General features: G+C 58.8%; 17 protein-coding genes and 1 pseudogene. 9 read left to right on the forward strand and 9 right to left on the reverse strand.

Going from position 1 to position 16517, the window contains the following annotated elements:
* Nucleotides 1–58 precede the first annotated feature (58 nt).
* Nucleotides 59–175 (forward strand): annotated as a pseudogene (locus HJB82_RS04075) (ATP-binding protein); the annotation flags it as partial.
* Between the two features lie 128 nt (nucleotides 176–303).
* On the opposite strand, the gene HJB82_RS04080 reads toward HJB82_RS04075, so the two are convergent.
* The gene (locus tag HJB82_RS04080) at nucleotides 304–2355 is read right to left on the reverse strand and encodes a choice-of-anchor Q domain-containing protein (RefSeq protein ID WP_221139612.1); all 2052 of its coding nucleotides are present in this window, start codon (nucleotides 2353–2355) and stop codon (nucleotides 304–306) included.
* Nucleotides 2356–2944: 589 nt separating this feature from the next.
* Between HJB82_RS04080 and HJB82_RS31495 the strand changes: the two genes are divergently transcribed.
* The gene (locus HJB82_RS31495; RefSeq protein WP_311044048.1) at nucleotides 2945–3133 is read left to right on the forward strand and encodes an adenylate/guanylate cyclase domain-containing protein; all 189 of its coding nucleotides are present in this window, start codon (nucleotides 2945–2947) and stop codon (nucleotides 3131–3133) included.
* 287 nt (nucleotides 3134–3420) lie between these two features.
* Here the strand turns inward: HJB82_RS31495 and HJB82_RS04090 are convergent, their stop codons facing one another.
* Nucleotides 3421–3732 carry a hypothetical protein gene (locus tag HJB82_RS04090; RefSeq protein WP_207584062.1) on the reverse strand — a complete coding sequence of 104 codons (312 nt, stop codon included), beginning with the start codon at nucleotides 3730–3732 and terminating at the stop codon, nucleotides 3421–3423.
* Between the two features lie 207 nt (nucleotides 3733–3939).
* A complete protein-coding gene (locus tag HJB82_RS04095) occupies nucleotides 3940–4386 on the reverse strand; it encodes a DUF3597 domain-containing protein (protein ID WP_207584063.1) in 447 nt (148 codons plus the stop codon).
* Nucleotides 4387–4988: 602 nt separating this feature from the next.
* On the opposite strand from HJB82_RS04095, the gene HJB82_RS04100 reads away from it, so the two are divergent.
* Nucleotides 4989–5603, forward strand: a complete 615-nt coding sequence (locus HJB82_RS04100; RefSeq protein WP_221139613.1) for a hypothetical protein — start codon at nucleotides 4989–4991, stop codon at nucleotides 5601–5603.
* Nucleotides 5604–5665: 62 nt separating this feature from the next.
* Here the strand turns inward: HJB82_RS04100 and HJB82_RS04105 are convergent, their stop codons facing one another.
* The 4 genes from HJB82_RS04105 to HJB82_RS04120 all read right to left on the reverse strand — a co-directional run bounded on the left by HJB82_RS04105 (nucleotide 5666) and on the right by HJB82_RS04120 (nucleotide 9944).
* Nucleotides 5666–6439 (reverse strand): amino acid ABC transporter ATP-binding protein, encoded by a 774-nt coding sequence (locus HJB82_RS04105; protein WP_003579010.1) that lies wholly within the window; start codon nucleotides 6437–6439, stop codon nucleotides 5666–5668.
* 18 nt (nucleotides 6440–6457) lie between these two features.
* Nucleotides 6458–7612, reverse strand: a complete 1155-nt coding sequence (locus tag HJB82_RS04110) for an amino acid ABC transporter permease (RefSeq protein WP_221117284.1) — start codon at nucleotides 7610–7612, stop codon at nucleotides 6458–6460.
* A 1-nt stretch (nucleotide 7613) separates the two neighbouring features.
* Nucleotides 7614–8816 (reverse strand): amino acid ABC transporter permease, encoded by a 1203-nt coding sequence (locus HJB82_RS04115; RefSeq protein ID WP_221117283.1) that lies wholly within the window; start codon nucleotides 8814–8816, stop codon nucleotides 7614–7616.
* A 102-nt stretch (nucleotides 8817–8918) separates the two neighbouring features.
* Nucleotides 8919–9944, reverse strand: coding sequence for an amino acid ABC transporter substrate-binding protein (locus tag HJB82_RS04120; protein WP_207584067.1), 1026 nt, complete (start codon nucleotides 9942–9944; stop codon nucleotides 8919–8921).
* A 357-nt stretch (nucleotides 9945–10301) separates the two neighbouring features.
* Here HJB82_RS04120 and HJB82_RS04125 point away from each other — a divergent pair, with 357 nt between their 5' ends.
* Complete coding sequence (locus HJB82_RS04125) at nucleotides 10302–11492, forward strand: cystathionine beta-lyase (protein ID WP_221133037.1); 1191 nt, start codon at nucleotides 10302–10304, stop codon at nucleotides 11490–11492.
* A gap of 33 nt (nucleotides 11493–11525) precedes the next feature.
* Here HJB82_RS04125 and HJB82_RS04130 read toward each other — a convergent pair whose 3' ends face one another.
* Both HJB82_RS04130 and HJB82_RS04135 read right to left on the reverse strand, forming a co-directional pair.
* Complete coding sequence (locus HJB82_RS04130; RefSeq protein WP_221133038.1) at nucleotides 11526–12680, reverse strand: FAD-dependent monooxygenase; 1155 nt, start codon at nucleotides 12678–12680, stop codon at nucleotides 11526–11528.
* A gap of 23 nt (nucleotides 12681–12703) precedes the next feature.
* Nucleotides 12704–12949 carry a zinc-finger domain-containing protein gene (locus HJB82_RS04135; RefSeq protein ID WP_207584070.1) on the reverse strand — a complete coding sequence of 82 codons (246 nt, stop codon included), beginning with the start codon at nucleotides 12947–12949 and terminating at the stop codon, nucleotides 12704–12706.
* A gap of 158 nt (nucleotides 12950–13107) precedes the next feature.
* On the opposite strand from HJB82_RS04135, the gene HJB82_RS04140 reads away from it, so the two are divergent.
* From HJB82_RS04140 to clpS, 5 genes are all read left to right on the forward strand, one after another.
* On the forward strand, nucleotides 13108–13893 hold the full coding sequence (locus HJB82_RS04140; protein ID WP_221139614.1) for an alpha/beta fold hydrolase: 786 nt from the start codon (nucleotides 13108–13110) through the stop codon (nucleotides 13891–13893).
* A gap of 152 nt (nucleotides 13894–14045) precedes the next feature.
* Complete coding sequence (cysE, locus tag HJB82_RS04145; RefSeq protein ID WP_207584072.1) at nucleotides 14046–14879, forward strand: serine O-acetyltransferase; 834 nt, start codon at nucleotides 14046–14048, stop codon at nucleotides 14877–14879.
* A gap of 141 nt (nucleotides 14880–15020) precedes the next feature.
* Nucleotides 15021–15224, forward strand: a complete 204-nt coding sequence (locus HJB82_RS04150) for a DUF3126 family protein (RefSeq protein WP_207584073.1) — start codon at nucleotides 15021–15023, stop codon at nucleotides 15222–15224.
* 273 nt (nucleotides 15225–15497) lie between these two features.
* Nucleotides 15498–15869, forward strand: coding sequence for a phasin family protein (locus tag HJB82_RS04155; protein WP_207584074.1), 372 nt, complete (start codon nucleotides 15498–15500; stop codon nucleotides 15867–15869).
* A gap of 291 nt (nucleotides 15870–16160) precedes the next feature.
* Nucleotides 16161–16511 carry an ATP-dependent Clp protease adapter ClpS gene (gene clpS / locus HJB82_RS04160; RefSeq protein WP_007628652.1) on the forward strand — a complete coding sequence of 117 codons (351 nt, stop codon included), beginning with the start codon at nucleotides 16161–16163 and terminating at the stop codon, nucleotides 16509–16511.
* Nucleotides 16512–16517: the final 6 nt, after the last annotated feature.

Below are 16517 nucleotides of genomic sequence, written 5' to 3' on the forward strand. Positions count from 1 at the left end.
CAATCTGTTTAGCACCCTGAAGAATTTTGATCAGCTTCGGAGTGGGCCGATGGCGTTTGGATCCGAGCACCTGACCAGCGCTCTGCTGGACCGCATCACCCGCCACGTCAACATCCTCGAGATGGACGGCGACAGCTATCGCCTCACGCAAAGCCGCGCCCGAAAGGCCGGCTGACACCCGTCGAAAAAACGCAGCGCGCGGATGAGACCTTCGCTCGGGCTACGCCCTCCTGACGGTCTCATCCGCGCGCCATTGTTAGCACGATCGTTGCGGCGACCGGATGGCCGCCGCAACGGGTATAGTTACAGGATTAGATCGCCTGCCCCCAGGTGGACGAGGCCCTGCAGCTGAATCTCGAAGTCATGAACGCCATCGCCGTTCAGGTCGGCCTGGATAACGGTATGATCGTTCGCGGATCCGGCCTGGTCGTCATAGTGCCAAGCGAGCGCGCCAGCCTTGTGGTCGAACAAGGCATTCTCCTGTGCCTGGAAATGGAAGGTGCCATTGCCCAGCGCAGAGCCATTCGCATCGATCGCCGAGATGTCGATCTTATCGACGCCGTGCTGGAAGTCGGTGATGACGTCGCGGTTCAAGCCGGACCCGGTTTCCGTCGGTGCCTTCAAGATAAACGTATCCGCGCCGGTGCCACCGGTCATGATGTCCTTCCCGGCACCGCCAATGATGAAATCATTGCCGGCGCCGCCGTCCAGCTTGTCCGCGCCGGCCCCACCATTGAGAACGTTGCCGCCGCCATTGCCGCCGGTCAGCACGTCGTTGTCGCTGGAGCCAGTCAAGTTTTCGATGCTGACGAGCTTGTCACCGGTTGCCTGCCCGCCCGATGCGGCCCAGGTCGTCAAGTTGACGTGGACCGCGTCGGAGCCCGCATAGCTGGCCGTGTCGTTGCCACTACCGCCGTCGAGCACGTCCGCGCCGGCGCCGCCCTTCACCACGTCATTACCGGCGAGAGCCTTGAAGGTTTCGTTGCCGCCGTTGGACTGACCGTTGTGTGGCATGATGTCGTTGCCGTCGGTGCCGAGGTATTCCTTCGTCGACGTGGTCGGAGTTGTCGGTTGCGTCGGCGTGGGTGTTGGCGTCGGCGTGGGGGTTGGCGTCGGCGTCGGCGTGGGGGTTGGCGTCGGCGTGGGGGTTGGCGTTCCCGGTGCCGCGCTGGAGCCCGATTCGTAGGCCCCTATATCGACAGTTCCAACGACACGAGCGTGGCCGTCCAGATCGACCGAGCCGACGCCGTACTTGATGGTTCCGCCGTCGATCGCCGACGAGCCGGAGCCGAGGTGGAAGTTGTCGCTCGCTGCTCCCGCGAATTTCGGGTCGACGCCGAGCTTGTTGCCGTTCGCCGTGCTCGGCATCGCGTTGCCGCCGTCGGTCTTGACCGATGCCTGGCCGGCCGTGCCGTTGTAGGTGATGTTGTTGGCCCAGACGACGTTGTTGTTGGCGCCGCTGGTAGACGTGTTATCGATCGCAGTGTTGTTCTTGTTCACCGATGGGTCCGCAACGGCGATGTTGTTGACCCAGGTGTTGTTGTTCGACGCCGAGTTGCTGAGCTCGCCGCGCCAGGTGCCGGTGTTCGCCGAGTCCTGATTGTTGTGGTATGCGGTGTTGTTCTGCACCGTGACGGAGTCGCTCCAGGTAACCTGGACGCCTTTGCCGCCGTTATTGTAGACGAGGTTGTTGTCGACCAGGGTCTTGAATGTGTAGTTCGGATGACCGCTCGACTGCGTGCTCTGGAAATCGTCGATGATGATGCCGTTGCCATCGGTGTGCGCACCCGCCTTCGTGACGTTGTCGTGCGAGATATTGTTCCGCACGATCGTCCGGTAGCCGTCCGTCGAGGTATCGCCCGTAATGTTCCGGTTCTCGTAGATCGAGATGCCCGAGTACCAGCCCGACGACGCGTTATTGTAGGTCTCGTTCCCTTCGACGCGGATGAAGTCCGATTGGTTGAACTGAATGCCCGACTCCCCGCTGTCATGGACAGTATTGTTGAGGATTTGGATGTGGTGGACGTTGTTCGCTTCGATGCCGTCGCCGGTGCCGCCCTTGATGTCGAAGCCGTTGATGACCACGTAATTGCCGTTGACACTGATCCCGGTGTAGGAGCCCGCTGGTGGCCGGATTAGTGCTGCGCCGGGCACTTCCGAGCGAAGCGTGATGTTGCCTGCCGCCGAGCCGTCCTTGTCGATGTTAATGCTCTCGTTGTAGGTCCCGGGCTTCACCACGACCTCGTCGCCAGGCTTAAGGTTCGACGCCATCGCGTCGCTGATCGTACGGAAAGGAGAGGAGGTACTGCCGTTACCGCTGTTGCTGCCAGTCGTCGCTACGTAGTATGTTGTCATGGTCTTGTTCCTCAACCCCTGCCCGTTAATATTTTGGGTTAATCCAGCGTTACGGCGGCAGGTTATAGTGTGACAATTTTGAGGGTGCAACAGCAATGCGACAGTAAGTGCTTGAGAAGAATAGCCTTATTGCTGCCACATTATCTTAATCACTCCGATGTTACGTTTTGAAATATTTGCAGAATTTCGAGTCGCCCAAATTGGGGCAATATAAATGTCTCGCTTTCCGAGAATTATTCTTTCTGCAACTACAGCGACATGCGTCCATTGAAAACTTTAAGAAAACCTGATGGCGTGACTGGATTCCTCTCGCCAAAGGCGGAATCGACATTTTTTCTGAATTTAGCAATTTTTTGCAGTGTCACCCTGCTAATTGGTACTGATCGAGATGGTAATTGTGGGCGTGACCGTCGAATCGGCTGCACCTCGAACTTCACAATCAGCCCCCCATCAAACGGATCGGCGATAAGACAATGCCGTCGTTTTCTGAGCCCGATACAGCGATCCCCAGGTACTCGGACGCCGCTGCAGGCATGCCGCAAAGAACCGCCTACTACTCACTCGAGCGGGGCTAAACCACGGCCCAGTCATCCGCAGAGCAGCCGATCTCTTTGGAGCGACCGTCAACATTGCAGCACGAATCGCAGCGCTTGCATCACCCGGTCAATTGCTCGCCACTCAACTCATTGCCGAAGCGGCTGGCACGAGAGGGATCCGGGTGCGAGACCTCGGAACGGTGGCGCTTAGACCGGTGGCGGGGAAGTCCCTCTCTATATAATCGAGCTTGCTCCGTCGGCCGACCCGGCTTGGATCAATCCGGTGTGCAAGATCCATGCAGCATATTCATTTTATATAAGGGCCGCCCCGCAGGGTCCCTGGTTTGCTCGCCGCGTTGTAAAGAAGCATATCGACGGTCGCAGCAAACCTATGAGTTGCCCCTCGCGGCAGCGGCTCGATCTGGAAACTCATCGGATTTGTGGGCAGGCGTAGTCGATAAGACCCCCGCAATACGGTGGGGTTTATACCTTTGAATTTCTATCGCGGATCTGCGCTGCTCGGATCTTCTCAGCGATCCAAGAAATGCTCGAAGTAAACATGGGGAATGGGGTAAGCGTAGACGCCTCTATCGACGAAGCCGTGCCTGTAGAGGCAGTTTCTGAGCGCTGCGTTGTAAGGCAGGCTTTGTGGATCCGGCGAGCCGCGCCGCCATGAGCCTGCCTCCGGCACGCACCACCGAAGCACCTTGTCGTAGCGAGCCAGCAGGACCGGGTCGGTATCGACGCGAATGCCGCTGTAGGATTGATAGTTTGAAGGAGATTCCGCGGCAGAAATAAAACTCAAGCTAAGCGCAACGCCAACGACCGCCATCAATCTCATTGGATTTCATTCTCCCCTGATCGATAATCGAAGTAATCGAGAAGAACGTTATTGGTTCCAATGCCTTCGGGCAAGGGGACTCATCGGCGGTTGGCCCCGGCTTGCCGACGCTCCAAGAACAGGTGAGCATCCATCGCCAAGCGCCGGCGGTCGGATAGCCGCCGCCGCAACGTGGCGGCAGCTATCGGTCACTGATCAATCGAGGGATCAATCCAGGAGATCGGCCGGTACTTTGCCGCCATTTTCCGAAAGCCGCTTCATCAGCGCCTTGTGCAGCCACATATTCATTTTTGCGGAATCACCGCTGTCGCCGGTATAGCCAAGTTCGGTGGCAAGTTCCTTGCGCTCGGCCAGGCTTGCATCCATCCCGACGGCTTTCATCAAATCCACGATCGAGTGGCGCCAATCGAGTTTCTGGCCGCTCTTTTTCACGGCCGCATCGAGGATAGGGACGATATCGACTGTGGCTGTGGCGGGGGCTGTGGTTGAAGCCGGCTTGCTCTGAGCGGGAGAGGCGGCAGGTGCCGGACTGGGCGCTGCCGACGGCGAGACAGGAGCCTGCGCGGGCTGCGTCTTTGGCGCGCTTGATGCAACGGGTTCGGCTGCTTTCGCTTCTCCGAAGATTGCATGTTTGATCTTGTCGAAAATGCCCATTCTTGAACCTCCAGTTCCATTAGATGAGAACATGCTGAAACATGGACTTCCTGCCTGATATATCCAGACGGAAGCGAGTTATTTTTTGTCGCCTCAATCAATGGTGGAGAGTCCAGTTCTAAAGCGCGTCGCGATCTTTCGGATTCGCTGCTTGCGCTCTAGCTCTTTGTTTTTACGTATATCTTTGCCGCAAAACCGCTGCACACTTTTGCGCGACATGCTTTAAAGTGCAGCCGATCTGCAAAAGGCTGCGGATGAATCAATCGCCGCCAATCGCATCGAGAGCCGAGCTTTGCTTGCCGGCTCTGAAGGTTCCTTACGCAGCCGGGAAGGAAATACTCGGCCGTCGCTCTAGTCACGGCAAGACATGTTCGCTTTCGGCACAGTCGGGGTTGGTAATTCGTATTTCAATAACCGTGAAAGATCATTGCACGCCGCCGAGCCGACTTGCCGCGCCCTGTCGTGAAACATTCGTCATCCCTTCACGTTGCCTTGCCATGGATGTCCTGCAGGTTGCAGGCGTCCAGACGATCGAAGGTACGCGCGTTCCTCGATTTTCGGTTGCCGGGCAGATCGCTCGGCGAATGGAAACGGAGGAAAACATGACCCATAACCACAATAGACTATCCCTGGCGGTGCTTGCATCCACCTGCGCCCTGCTTGCCATGCCGGCAAGCGATGCACACGCTATCGACGTCGGCGTATCGGTGAATGCAGGCAATGCCGTCAGCGCCGACGTCAGGGCATCGCTTGGCGGCGGCAGCGGCGTCAGTGCCGATGCCAATGCTTCCGTCGGCGGTTCGAGGGGCGTCAATGCCGATGCGACCGCCAATGTCGGCGGCCGTAATGGTCTCGATGCGACCGCCAATGCCAGGCTCGGCGGCGGGCGCGGCGTCAATGCCGATCTCAATGCACGCATCGGCGGTTCCGATGGGCTTGATACCGAGACCACCGCCTCGGTCAGGCGCGGCCGCGGCGTTGATGCCGATCTTGCCGTCGGCAGGGCAGGCGGCAGCAACAGGTCCGCAGCTGGGGAGACCCTCAGTGCATCGCAGGCCCGCACTCTGGAGGCCTTCCTGGCAAGACCGGTCAATGAACAGCGCAAGATGCTGGTCCGTTGCGCTGATATTTCCTCCCCGGGCGGCGTTGCTTCAGGCGGCTCTGATTCCGGTCTTGCCGGCCTCTGTAGCCTGCTGCAGGCGTCAGCCTCGCGCTGAACGTGAAAGACCCGCCAAACCGAAAGGCGAGGCGGGTCTTTGAAAAGTCTCAGCGCCTAAGCTTAATGCAGGATCTGGCTGAGGAACAGTTTGGTGCGTTCGTGCTGCGGATTGTCGAAGAACTCGGCCGGCGAATTCTGCTCGACGATCTGGCCCTGGTCCATGAAGATGACGCGGTTGGCGACCTGGCGGGCAAAGCCCATTTCATGGGTCACGCAGAGCATGGTCATGCCTTCCTCGGCAAGACCCACCATGGTGTCGAGCACTTCCTTGATCATTTCAGGATCGAGCGCCGAGGTCGGCTCGTCGAACAGCATGATCTTCGGGTTCATGCACAGCGACCTGGCGATCGCCACGCGCTGTTGCTGGCCGCCGGAAAGCTGTCCCGGATACTTGTTGGCCTGCTCGGGGATCTTGACGCGCTTCAGAAAGTGCATGGCGACCTCTTCCGCCTGCTTCTTCGGCATTTTGCGCACCCAGATCGGCGCCAAAGTGCAGTTTTCGAGGATCGTCAGGTGCGGGAAGAGGTTGAAGTGCTGGAACACCATGCCGACTTCGCGCCTGACCTCGTCGATCTTTTTCAGGTCGTTGGTGAGTTCTGTGCCGTCGACGATAATGCGGCCCTTCTGATGCTCTTCCAGGCGGTTGATGCAGCGGATCATCGTCGACTTGCCGGAACCCGACGGGCCGGCGATGACGATGCGCTCGCCGCGCATGACCTTGAGGTTGATGTCGCGCAGCACGTGGAAATCGCCGTACCACTTGTTCATATTGACGATATCGACCGCCACTTCCGTTGCGGAAACGGTGAGCTTTTTCGCTGGAGCTTCAGCCATGACTATTTTCCCTCATTCTTATCGTTTGTGGCCGGTATCGAGATGGCGTTCCATGAAGCCTGAATAGCGCGACATGCCGAAGCAGAACAGCCAGAAGACGAAGCCGGCGAAGATCAGACCCGTGATCGGCGTGACGGCGCTCGCCCAGTTGGCATCGGAGAAGTTCTGCTTGACGATTCCGAGCAGATCGAACATGCCGATAATGGTGACCAGCGAAGTGTCTTTGAACGTTCCGATGAAGGTGTTCACGATGCTCGGGATCACCAGCTTGATGGCCTGCGGCATGATGATCAGCCGGGTCTTTTGCCAATAGCCGAGGCCAAGCGAATCTGCGCCTTCGAACTGTCCCTTGGGGATCGCCTGAAGGCCGCCGCGGATCACTTCCGCCATATAGGCAGACGTGAAAATTGAAACGCCGATCACGGCCCGCAGGAGTTTGTCCACGTTCCAGCCGGTTGGAAGGAAAAGCGGCAACATCACGCTTGCCATGAACAGAACGGTGATCAGCGGAACGCCTCGAATGACCTCGATGAAAGTAACGCAGAGCATGCGGATGACGGGCATCTTCGAGCGGCGTCCCAGCGCAAGCAGAATGCCGCAGGGTAAGGAAACGGCAATACCGACAAAGGACAGGACGAGCGTGACCATCAACCCGCCCCAGAGCGGAGTCTCCACCACTTCGAGGCCGTACCCCCCGTGAAGAAGCCAGAAGGCGATGATCGGCAGGGCGGCGAACAGAAGAATGGCGTTCAGGCCCTTGCGCGGTGCCGAAGGGATAAGCATCGGAACAAGAAGCAGAATGAAGAGGATCCCGACGATCGCCGGCCTCCAACGCTCACTGAGCGGATAGCGGCCGAAGATAAACTGGTCGTACTTGGCGCTGATGAAGGCCCAGCATGCGCCACTCCAGCCGTCAGGCTGGATGCCGCCCTGGACCGTCGTCGCGCAGAATGTGCGGTCCGGCCCGGACCATACGGCCTGGATGAACAGCCAGTTGACGAGATGCGGCACGGCCCATGCGATCAGCGCAAGAGCCAGGATCGTCAGGACCACGTCCTTCGGGGTAGCAAGGAGATTACGGCGTATCCAGGCGCCGGCCCCCCTTTCTCCGCGCGGAGGCGGCTCGGCGGCCAGGATTGACGTTCTGACGAAGGGTTTATCGGTGATCGACATTTTATCTCTCCACCAGTGCCATCTTGGCATTGAACCAATTCATGAACAGCGACGTGAGAATGCTCAAGCTGAGATAGACGATAGCCCAGATGCAAACGATCTCGATCGCTTGACCGCTCTGGTTGAGGATCGTGCCGCCGACGGCAACAAGATCCGAAAAGCCGATCGCGATGGCGAGTGAGGAGTTCTTGGTCAGGTTCAAATACTGGCTGGTCAGCGGCGGGATGATGATACGCAGTGCCTGCGGTACCACGACAAGTCTCGTCACGCTCGATGGATGCAGCCCCAGCGCGCCGGCTGCCTCGGATTGCCCCTTCGGAACGCCGCGAATGCCGCCGCGAACGATCTCGGCAATGAACGAGGCGGTATAAAAGGACAGAGCGAGAAACAGCGACATGAATTCGGGGCCGACGACGGAGCCGCCCGTCAGGTTGAACTTTCCAGCGACGGGAAAGTCGAAGCTTAGCGGAAAACCTGAGACAACGAAGACCAGCAATGGCAAGCCGACGATCAGCGCGATCGACACCCATACCGTGTGGAACGGCTGGCCGGTTGCCGCCTGGCGCTTATGAGCCCAGCGCGCCATGACGATGGCGACAACAATCCCGATCACCAGGGCGATCCCGACCGCAATCATGCCTGTCTCGAAGATCGGCTTCGGGAAGGCTAGTCCTCTGTTATTAAGGAACATGCTGAATGGCAGACCCACCGACTCGCGCGGCTGTGGCAAGACCGAGAGAACGCCAAGATACCAGAAAAAGATGACGAGCAGCGGCGGAATGTTGCGGAAGATTTCGACATAGACCGTGCAGAGCTTGGCAATCAGCCAGTTGTGCGACAGCCGGCCGATCCCGATCAGGAAGCCAATGATGGTCGCCGTGAATATGCCGGTCACCGCCACCAGCAAGGTATTCAGAATGCCGACGACAAGTGCGCGCGCATAGGTCGAGTCGCTCGAAAAGCTGATCAGCGACTGGCCGATTTCGAAACCGGCGCGACCGCGAAGAAAGCCGAAGCCCGATGCTGTATTGCTGCGGGCAAGGTTTACGGCCGTGTTGTGGGCCACCCACCACACAAACGCCACGAGGACAACGATTGTCAGAACCTGGAAAAATATGCTCCGGTATTTCGGGTCGTACATTGCCGACCGGAAAGTCCAGCCGGTGCCATGCAAAGGTGTCGTATCCACAGCCCCATGCGTCATGCCGCGCCAATCCCCTTGTGCCCGTTTTCGGGCTTTCTTTTTGCTTTTTGGAAGATGGGAGGGCGGCTTGGCCGCCATCCCGGATTTTATGCCAGAGTTCGATTAACGAACCGGCGGCGCGTACTGGATGCCGCCCTTGTTCCAGAGAGCATTCAAACCGCGTGCGATCTTGAGCGGGCTACCCTGGCCGATGTTGCGCTCGAAGATTTCGCCATAGTTGCCGACGCCCTTGATGACGTTGTAGGCCCACTCATTGGTCAGGCCGAGATCGGTGCCGATCTTGGTATCGGCCTCGCTGCCAAGGAAGCGCTTGATGTCAGGGTTCGGCGAGTTCTTCATCTCGTCGACATTTGCCTGGGTGATGCCGAACTCTTCGGCATTGATCAGCGCATAAGCCGTCCAGGAAACGATATCGAACCACTGATCGTCGCCCTGACGGACGGCCGGGCCAAGCGGCTCCTTCGAGATGATCTCAGGAAGAATGACATGTTCGTCGGGATTCTTCAGCGTAAGACGCAATGAATAGAGACCGGATTGGTCGGTCGTGTAAACGTCGCAACGACCGGAATCGTAAGCTGCGTTGACCTCAGGAAGATTTTCGAAGACGACCGGATTGTACTGCAGATTGTTCGTCTTGAAGTAATCGGCGAGGTTCAGTTCCGTGGTCGTGCCCGACTGCACGCAGATTGCAGCGCCGGAAAGTTCCAGCGCCGACTTCACGTTCAGGCTCTTGCGCACCATGAAGCCCTGACCGTCATAATAGGTGACAGGACGGAAATTGAAGCCGAGCGCTGTGTCGCGATTGATCGTCCAGGTCGTATTGCGCGAGAGAACGTCGATTTCGCCGGACTGCAGAGCCGTGAAGCGCTCCTTCGCATTTGTCGGCGTGTACTTGACCTTGGTGGGGTCGCCGAAGACGGCCGAAGCTACGGCCTTGCAGAAGTCGACGTCGAAGCCAGCCCAATTGCCGGAAGCGTCAGGTGCGGCAAAGCCGGTAAGGCCGGTATTGACACCGCACTGAACGAAACCTTTAGCCTTTACATCGGTGAGTGTCGTGGCCGAGGCAGCCGAGGCGCCAAGAGCGAAAACTGCTGCGCCAAGAGCGGCGGACAGAAGCTTGTTCTTCATTTTTCCCAACCTTTTCCGTTGTCTTATATTTTCTTGTGGGGGAGTTCCGGCGGAAAAACCTGCCGCCCCCATTGTCTCGACACCCTCCCGGCGCGAGTGCCCTATCACAGTCGCAAATGTCACCATGGTCAAGTGTCGCCATCAATAATTGCGGCAAAATTCGGAATTTTGGCAGATTGCGCCGCATTCGAGGGCGGTTGACTATGAAATAGGCGTCCGGGTGCGGAAAAATAACGCGAAATTCGGAAAATCCATCATCCCCGAGGGCGCCCGCAACCGGTCGTCTAGGGGTTGACCGGACACGGCGGGGCGTCCAAAAGTCTGGTTTCGTGCCCCTCGCCAAAGGCTATTTACGAGATGAAAGACAAAGACAGCTTGCTGCAGAATGCCGGCATCAACACCCGACTGACCCATATCGGCAACGACCCCTTCGACTATCACGGTTTCGTCAATCCGCCGGTCGTGCACGCCTCGACAGTGTTGTTCCCGAATGCGCGGACGATGGAGACGCGCGCGCAGAAATATACCTACGGAACGCGCGGCACCCCGACGACGGACGCGCTCTGCGAAGCGATCGACGCACTCGAAGGCTCGGCCGGCACGATCCTCGTTCCCTCGGGTCTTGCGGCCGTCACCATTCCGTTCCTGGGTTTCGTCGCTGCCGGCGACCATGCGCTCGTCGTCGATTCGGTCTACGGACCGACGCGCCATTTCTGCGACACGATGTTGAAGCGTCTTGGCGTCGAGGTGGAATATTACGATCCGGCGATCGGCGCCGGCATCGAGGGCCTGTTCCGGCCGAACACCAAGCTCGTTCACACCGAAGCTCCCGGCTCCAACACCTTTGAGATGCAGGATATTCCGGCAATCTCGGCGGTTGCGCACCGCCACGGCGCCGTCGTCATGATGGACAATACCTGGGCGACGCCGCTCTATTTCCGACCGCTCGATCATGGCGTCGACATCTCAATCCACGCATCGACGAAATATCCGTCCGGCCATTCCGATATCCTGCTCGGAACGGTGTCGGCCAATGCCGAACACTGGGAGCGGCTGAAGGAAGCAAACGGTGTGCTCGGCATCTGCGGCGCACCCGATGACGCCTACCAGATTCTGCGCGGATTGCGTACCATGGGCCTGCGCCTCGAGCGGCACTATGAAAGCGCGCTTGATATTGCAGAATGGCTGGAGGGCAGGGAGGACGTCGCCCGCGTGCTGCATCCGGCCCTGCCGAGCTTTCCCTCTCACCATCTCTGGAAGCGCGATTTCAAGGGCGCCAGCGGCATCTTTTCCTTCGTGCTTGCCGCGGATGGTCCCGAGAAATCTAGAGCAAAAGCGCATGCCTTCCTCGATGCGCTGAGGATTTTCGGCCTCGGCTATTCCTGGGGCGGCTATGAGAGCCTCGCTTTGCACGCCTATCTCAACGACCGCACGGTCGCCAAGGCTCCGACCGACGGTGCGGTCATCCGCCTGCAGATCGGCATCGAGGATGTGGTTGACCTCAAGGCTGATATCGAACGGGGCTTTGCGGCGGCAAGCGCGGTTTGAGCGATACCGGGCGCTGGCCCGGCTTGCGGCGTTTTATGGTAGGCCCAGAGCGCGATAGCCGTAGATCCAGTCGAGATCCGCCGCCAGGCTTTGCGGCGGCTTGAGGCCGAGCACGAGATCGCGGCCGATCCGGATCGGCCCTTTCGCATGATAGGCAAACCGGTTGAAGGCGCCGCGCTGGCGAAGCTTGGCAATGCGTGGCGCTCGATGTCTTTCGAAGAGCAATAGGGCCTCCGCCACCGGACGGTTGGAAAGAAATGCGGCAAGTTCGTAGGCGTCTTCGATCGCCATGGCCGCTCCCTGTGCGGCAAACGGCATCATCGCATGCGCGGCGTCGCCGATCAGCACAGTCTTGCGGCCATCCTGCCACGCACCAGCGCTGGTCTCGAACAGCGGCCAGAAGGTCAGCGTCCGGTGTTGTTCGAGCAGCGAGACGATCGCGGCGTTCCAGCCGGAAAAGCGGCTCCTGAGCTGGGCACGCTGCTCGGCCGTCGGTTCGCTTTGCCAGGCCTGCGGTGCGCTATTGCCGGCGGTGATCGCCACCATGTTGAAGCTGCCGGTCTCCCTTAAGGGGTAACAGACGAGATGCGCCGAACCGCCGAGAAACGCCGAAACGCTTGTCCGGTCGAGGAAACCGGGCGCCGCATCCTCGGCAATGGTAAAGCGGTAGGCGATATTGCCGGAAAAGTGCGGTGAGGGGCTGCCCTGAACGGATTGCCGGAGCTTCGACCAGACGCCGTCGGCGCCGATGACGACATCGGCGTCGCGCTCGAAAGGCGGCAGCGTCGCGTCCATCCGGACGCCGAGGTGAAGCCGGCAGAGCGGATCGGCCTCGACCGCAGCGAGAAGCGCTTTCTGCAATGTGCTGCGATGCAGGACACCATAGGGAGCGCCCCAGCGTTGCCGCACGAATTTGCCTGCTGGCACAGCTGCGAGCTGGCGCAGCGAACTGCCGGATATTAGCCGGATTGCCTCAGGCTCGAGCCAGGCCTTTGACAGCCCTTCAAGGATACCGAGTTCGGCAAGGATGCGGGAGGCGTTCGGCGAAACCTGCAATCCGGCGCCGATGTCGGCAAGTTCGCCTGCCTGCTCGAAGATGTCAGAGCTGATGTCCCGGCGCGAAAGCGAAAGCGCAGCGGTCAGCCCTGATATCCCGGCGCCGATGATGGCAGCATGTTCGACCGGCATTATCCGTCCGATCCGTCCGGCGGTTAGGCCGCCTTCACGTGGAAAACGCAGCCGGCCGGATTGGTCTGGCTGGACTTGAGCGCGGAATTGAAGCGATAGAGAGTCGAGCAGTAGGAACAGACCTTCTCGTTATCGTCACCCATGTCGATGAAGATATGCGGATGGTCGAACGGGGCCGAAGCGCCGGTGCACATGAATTCCTTGACGCCGACTTCGATAACCCGGTGACCGCCGTCGTTCTGGAAGTGGGGAATGTTGTGACCGGCCATATCGCTCTCCGAATGCTTTGAAATGTGCGCGGACCTTATAAGCCTTCGCCGCAAATGTGTAGAGCCAAAGCGCCGCGCCAGGCACAGTTTTTGGCCACAGTTTTTGGCTTCACGATGAAAGATCGCTCGACTATGGTCGCGCCAAAAAGGAAGACCTGATGAACCTGAATACGCCTGTATTTTCAAGCTTCACCCATGACGGATTGCAGCTCGCCTTCTTTGATGAGGGCGATCCGGCCGGCGAGCCTGTTCTGTTGATCCACGGTTTTGCTTCGACGGCAAACGTCAACTGGGTGCATCCGGGCTGGCTGAAGACGCTTGGCGATGCCGGCTATCGGGTGATCGCCATCGACAATCGCGGCCACGGCGCAAGCGACAAACCGCACGATTCCGAAGCCTATCGCCCCTGGGTGATGGCCGGCGATGCGATCGCGCTGCTGGACCATCTCGGCATTCCGCAAGCCAATGTCATGGGCTATTCGATGGGCGCGCGCATTTCCGTCTTTGCCGCCCTTGCCAATCCGCATCGCGTCCGTTCACTGGTGCTCGGCGGCCTCGGCATCGGCATGACCGACGGCGTCGGCGACTGGGACCCCATCGCCGACGCGCTGCTGGCTCCCTCGCTGGAAGACGTGACGCATGACCGCGGCCGCATGTTCCGCGCCTTCGCCGACCAGACGAAAAGTGACCGCGTCGCTCTCGCCGACTGCATCCGCGGTTCGCGCGATCTCGTTGCCCGCTCGGATATCGCCGGGCTCGACGTGCCGACGCTGATCGGCGTCGGCACCAGGGATGATATCGCCGGCTCGCCGCAGGAATTGGCGGCGCTGATGCCGAATGCCGAAGCGCTCGATATTCCGGGCCGCGATCATATGCTCGCCGTCGGCGACAGGGTTTTCAAGCAGGCGGTATTGGCCTTCTACGCGAGCGTTGCCAGAGGGTGATATTGCCGGTGACATCGGCGCTGACATCATCGTGATGCCGAAAAACCATGCTAAAAAACCATGGCGACGGCACCCATTTATGTTATTGGCGTTTTCCCCTATATATTGGCATTCCGAAAACGGCATTCCGGCTGGCAACGAGGAGAGCGGCGATGGTCGCAAAGACTGACATTCGAGCTTTTGAGACAGGCCAACCGTTGAAGGTGATGGACCCCATCTGGGATAACCTGCGCGAGGAAGCCCGGCTCGCCGCCGAACGAGACCCGGTTCTTGCCGCCTTCCTCTACGCGACGGTGATCAACCATCGTTCGCTCGAGGAATGCGCCATCCATCGCATCTGCGAACGTCTCGATCATCCCGACATACAGGCGACCCTGCTTCGCCAGACCTTCGAGGAAATGCTCCTCGACTGGCCGGAGTGGAGCACCATTCTGCGTGTCGATATCCAGGCCATCTACGACCGCGATCCCGCGTGCCTCCGCTTCATGGAAGCAGTGCTCTATTTCAAGGGCTTCCATGCGCTGCAGACACACCGTCTCGCGCATTGGCTGCTGAACCGCGGCCGTCGTGATTTCGCGCTCTATCTGCAGAGCCGCTCCTCCAGCGTCTTCCAGACCGACATCAATCCGGCCGCTCGTATCGGCAAGGGCATTTTCCTCGATCACGCCACCGGCCTCGTCGTCGGCGAGACGGCGGTTATCGGCGACAACGTCTCGATCTTGCATGGCGTCACGCTCGGCGGCACCGGCAAAGAGGGCGCCGACCGCCATCCGAAGATCGGCAGCGGCGTCATGATCGGTGCTGGCGCAAAGATCCTCGGCAATATCGAGATCGGCTTCTGCTCACGCGTTGCCGCCGGCTCCGTCGTATTGAAGGCCGTTCCGCCCAAAAAGACAGTCGCCGGCGTGCCGGCCAAGGTCGTCGGCGAAGCCGGTTGTTCCGAGCCGTCGCGCAACATGGACCAGGTGATAGGCGCCGATATCTGAGCGGCCGCCGGAGAAAAGGATCGGGTAAAATCGGCGGAAACCGTGCGGGGACAGAAATTGCCATGTGGCAACCTTGCCTTTACACCGCTGCTTTTCCTGTGCAAGAAGCGGCCAATCAAGACCGTTTACGGAGATGACAGAGTGAAGCCTGAAGAAATCAAGAAGCTCGACGCCTATTTCAAACGCACGCTCAACCCGCAGGTCGCCGTCAAGGCGCGTCCGCGCAAGGATGATTCTGCGGAGGTCTATCTCGGCGAAGAATTTCTAGGCCTCGTCTATATCGATGACGAGGACGGCGATCGCTCCTACAACTTTTCGATGGCGATCCTCGACGTCGATCTCTGATCGTGTTCGAATGCGTTCAAAGGACCGAACGGCGCGATCCGTTCGGTCCTTTTTGTTTTTTGGCTGCCGAGCCAAAATTAATTTTAAAGCTTCCGGTTGCAGTGATCTGATATATATTAGCAAAATCAGTTAAAGATGTACGTGCCCCGGCGCGCATCCTTTGTTTTATTATTGCCACACAACTCATGGGAGTGCTGCAGCGCACAAGACTACTTGACTATTTGTGCGTTGCAGCTACCCTGCCGCCATCCCACAGCCTAATGGAGGACGGTCATGTTCAACTTTGACGATGCAAACAGGAAGAGCAAGGAAGCCGTCGATACGGCGCTGAAAACCTATTCCGACACCACCAGGGGCTTCCAGGCGATTGCCGCCGAGGCCACGGACTATTCGAAGAAATCCTTTCAGGACGCGGTGACGCATTTCGAAACCCTGGCTGGCGTCAAGAGCTTCGAAGCCGCTTTCGAACTGCAGAGCAACTACGTCAAGGCATATTTCGAAGGCTTCGTCTCCGAGACAACGAAGCTCAGCGAGATGTATGCCGATCTGGCCAAATCCGCTTACAAGCCCTATGAAGCGCCTGTAGCCGCTGCCGTCGCCAAGACCACCAAGCCGGCGCCGATTTCGACGCCTGCTGCCGCCTGAACTGATTCTGCAGGCGCAACCTGCGCTACATATTGAAAAATGAGGACCGGCTACGCATCTGTAGCCGGTCTTTTTGTTTCCACTTTCGCCGCAACGCCTCCATGGGATCGGCCGGGGACTTTTTTGGTCTTTCCCGTGCATGCCGGCCATTTCTTGATTGCAGTGACTGACAGGGGGCTTAAAATCGGCCTATTATGAACTAAGTTAGTGTTTCAGATATTCGGCGGGAAAAGCACCCTCCCATGCTCCGCCGGATTGCTTGAGGCCGGATTGCTTGAGGAATGAATGACAATGATCGCAAAGCCGATCCGGATGCAGAATGACGGCGAAAGGAACGGGGAGAACGGAAATCGAACCTCGGTCATCACACGCACCAAGCCGAAGACCAAGAAGCCCAATCTCTACCGCGTGCTGCTTTTGAATGATGACTACACTCCCATGGAATTCGTCATCCACATTCTGGAGCGTTTTTTTCAAAAGGATCGTGAAAGTGCCACCCGCATTATGCTCCATGTCCACAACCACGGCGTCGGCGAATGCGGAATATTCACATACGAGGTAGCGGAAACGAAGGTCAGCCAGGTGATGGACTTCGCCCGGCAGCACCAGCATCCGCTGCAATGCGTCATGGAAAAGAAGTGAGGATCT

The organism is Rhizobium sp. NZLR10, from assembly GCF_019685125.1.
GTDB lineage: Bacteria > Pseudomonadota > Alphaproteobacteria > Rhizobiales > Rhizobiaceae > Rhizobium.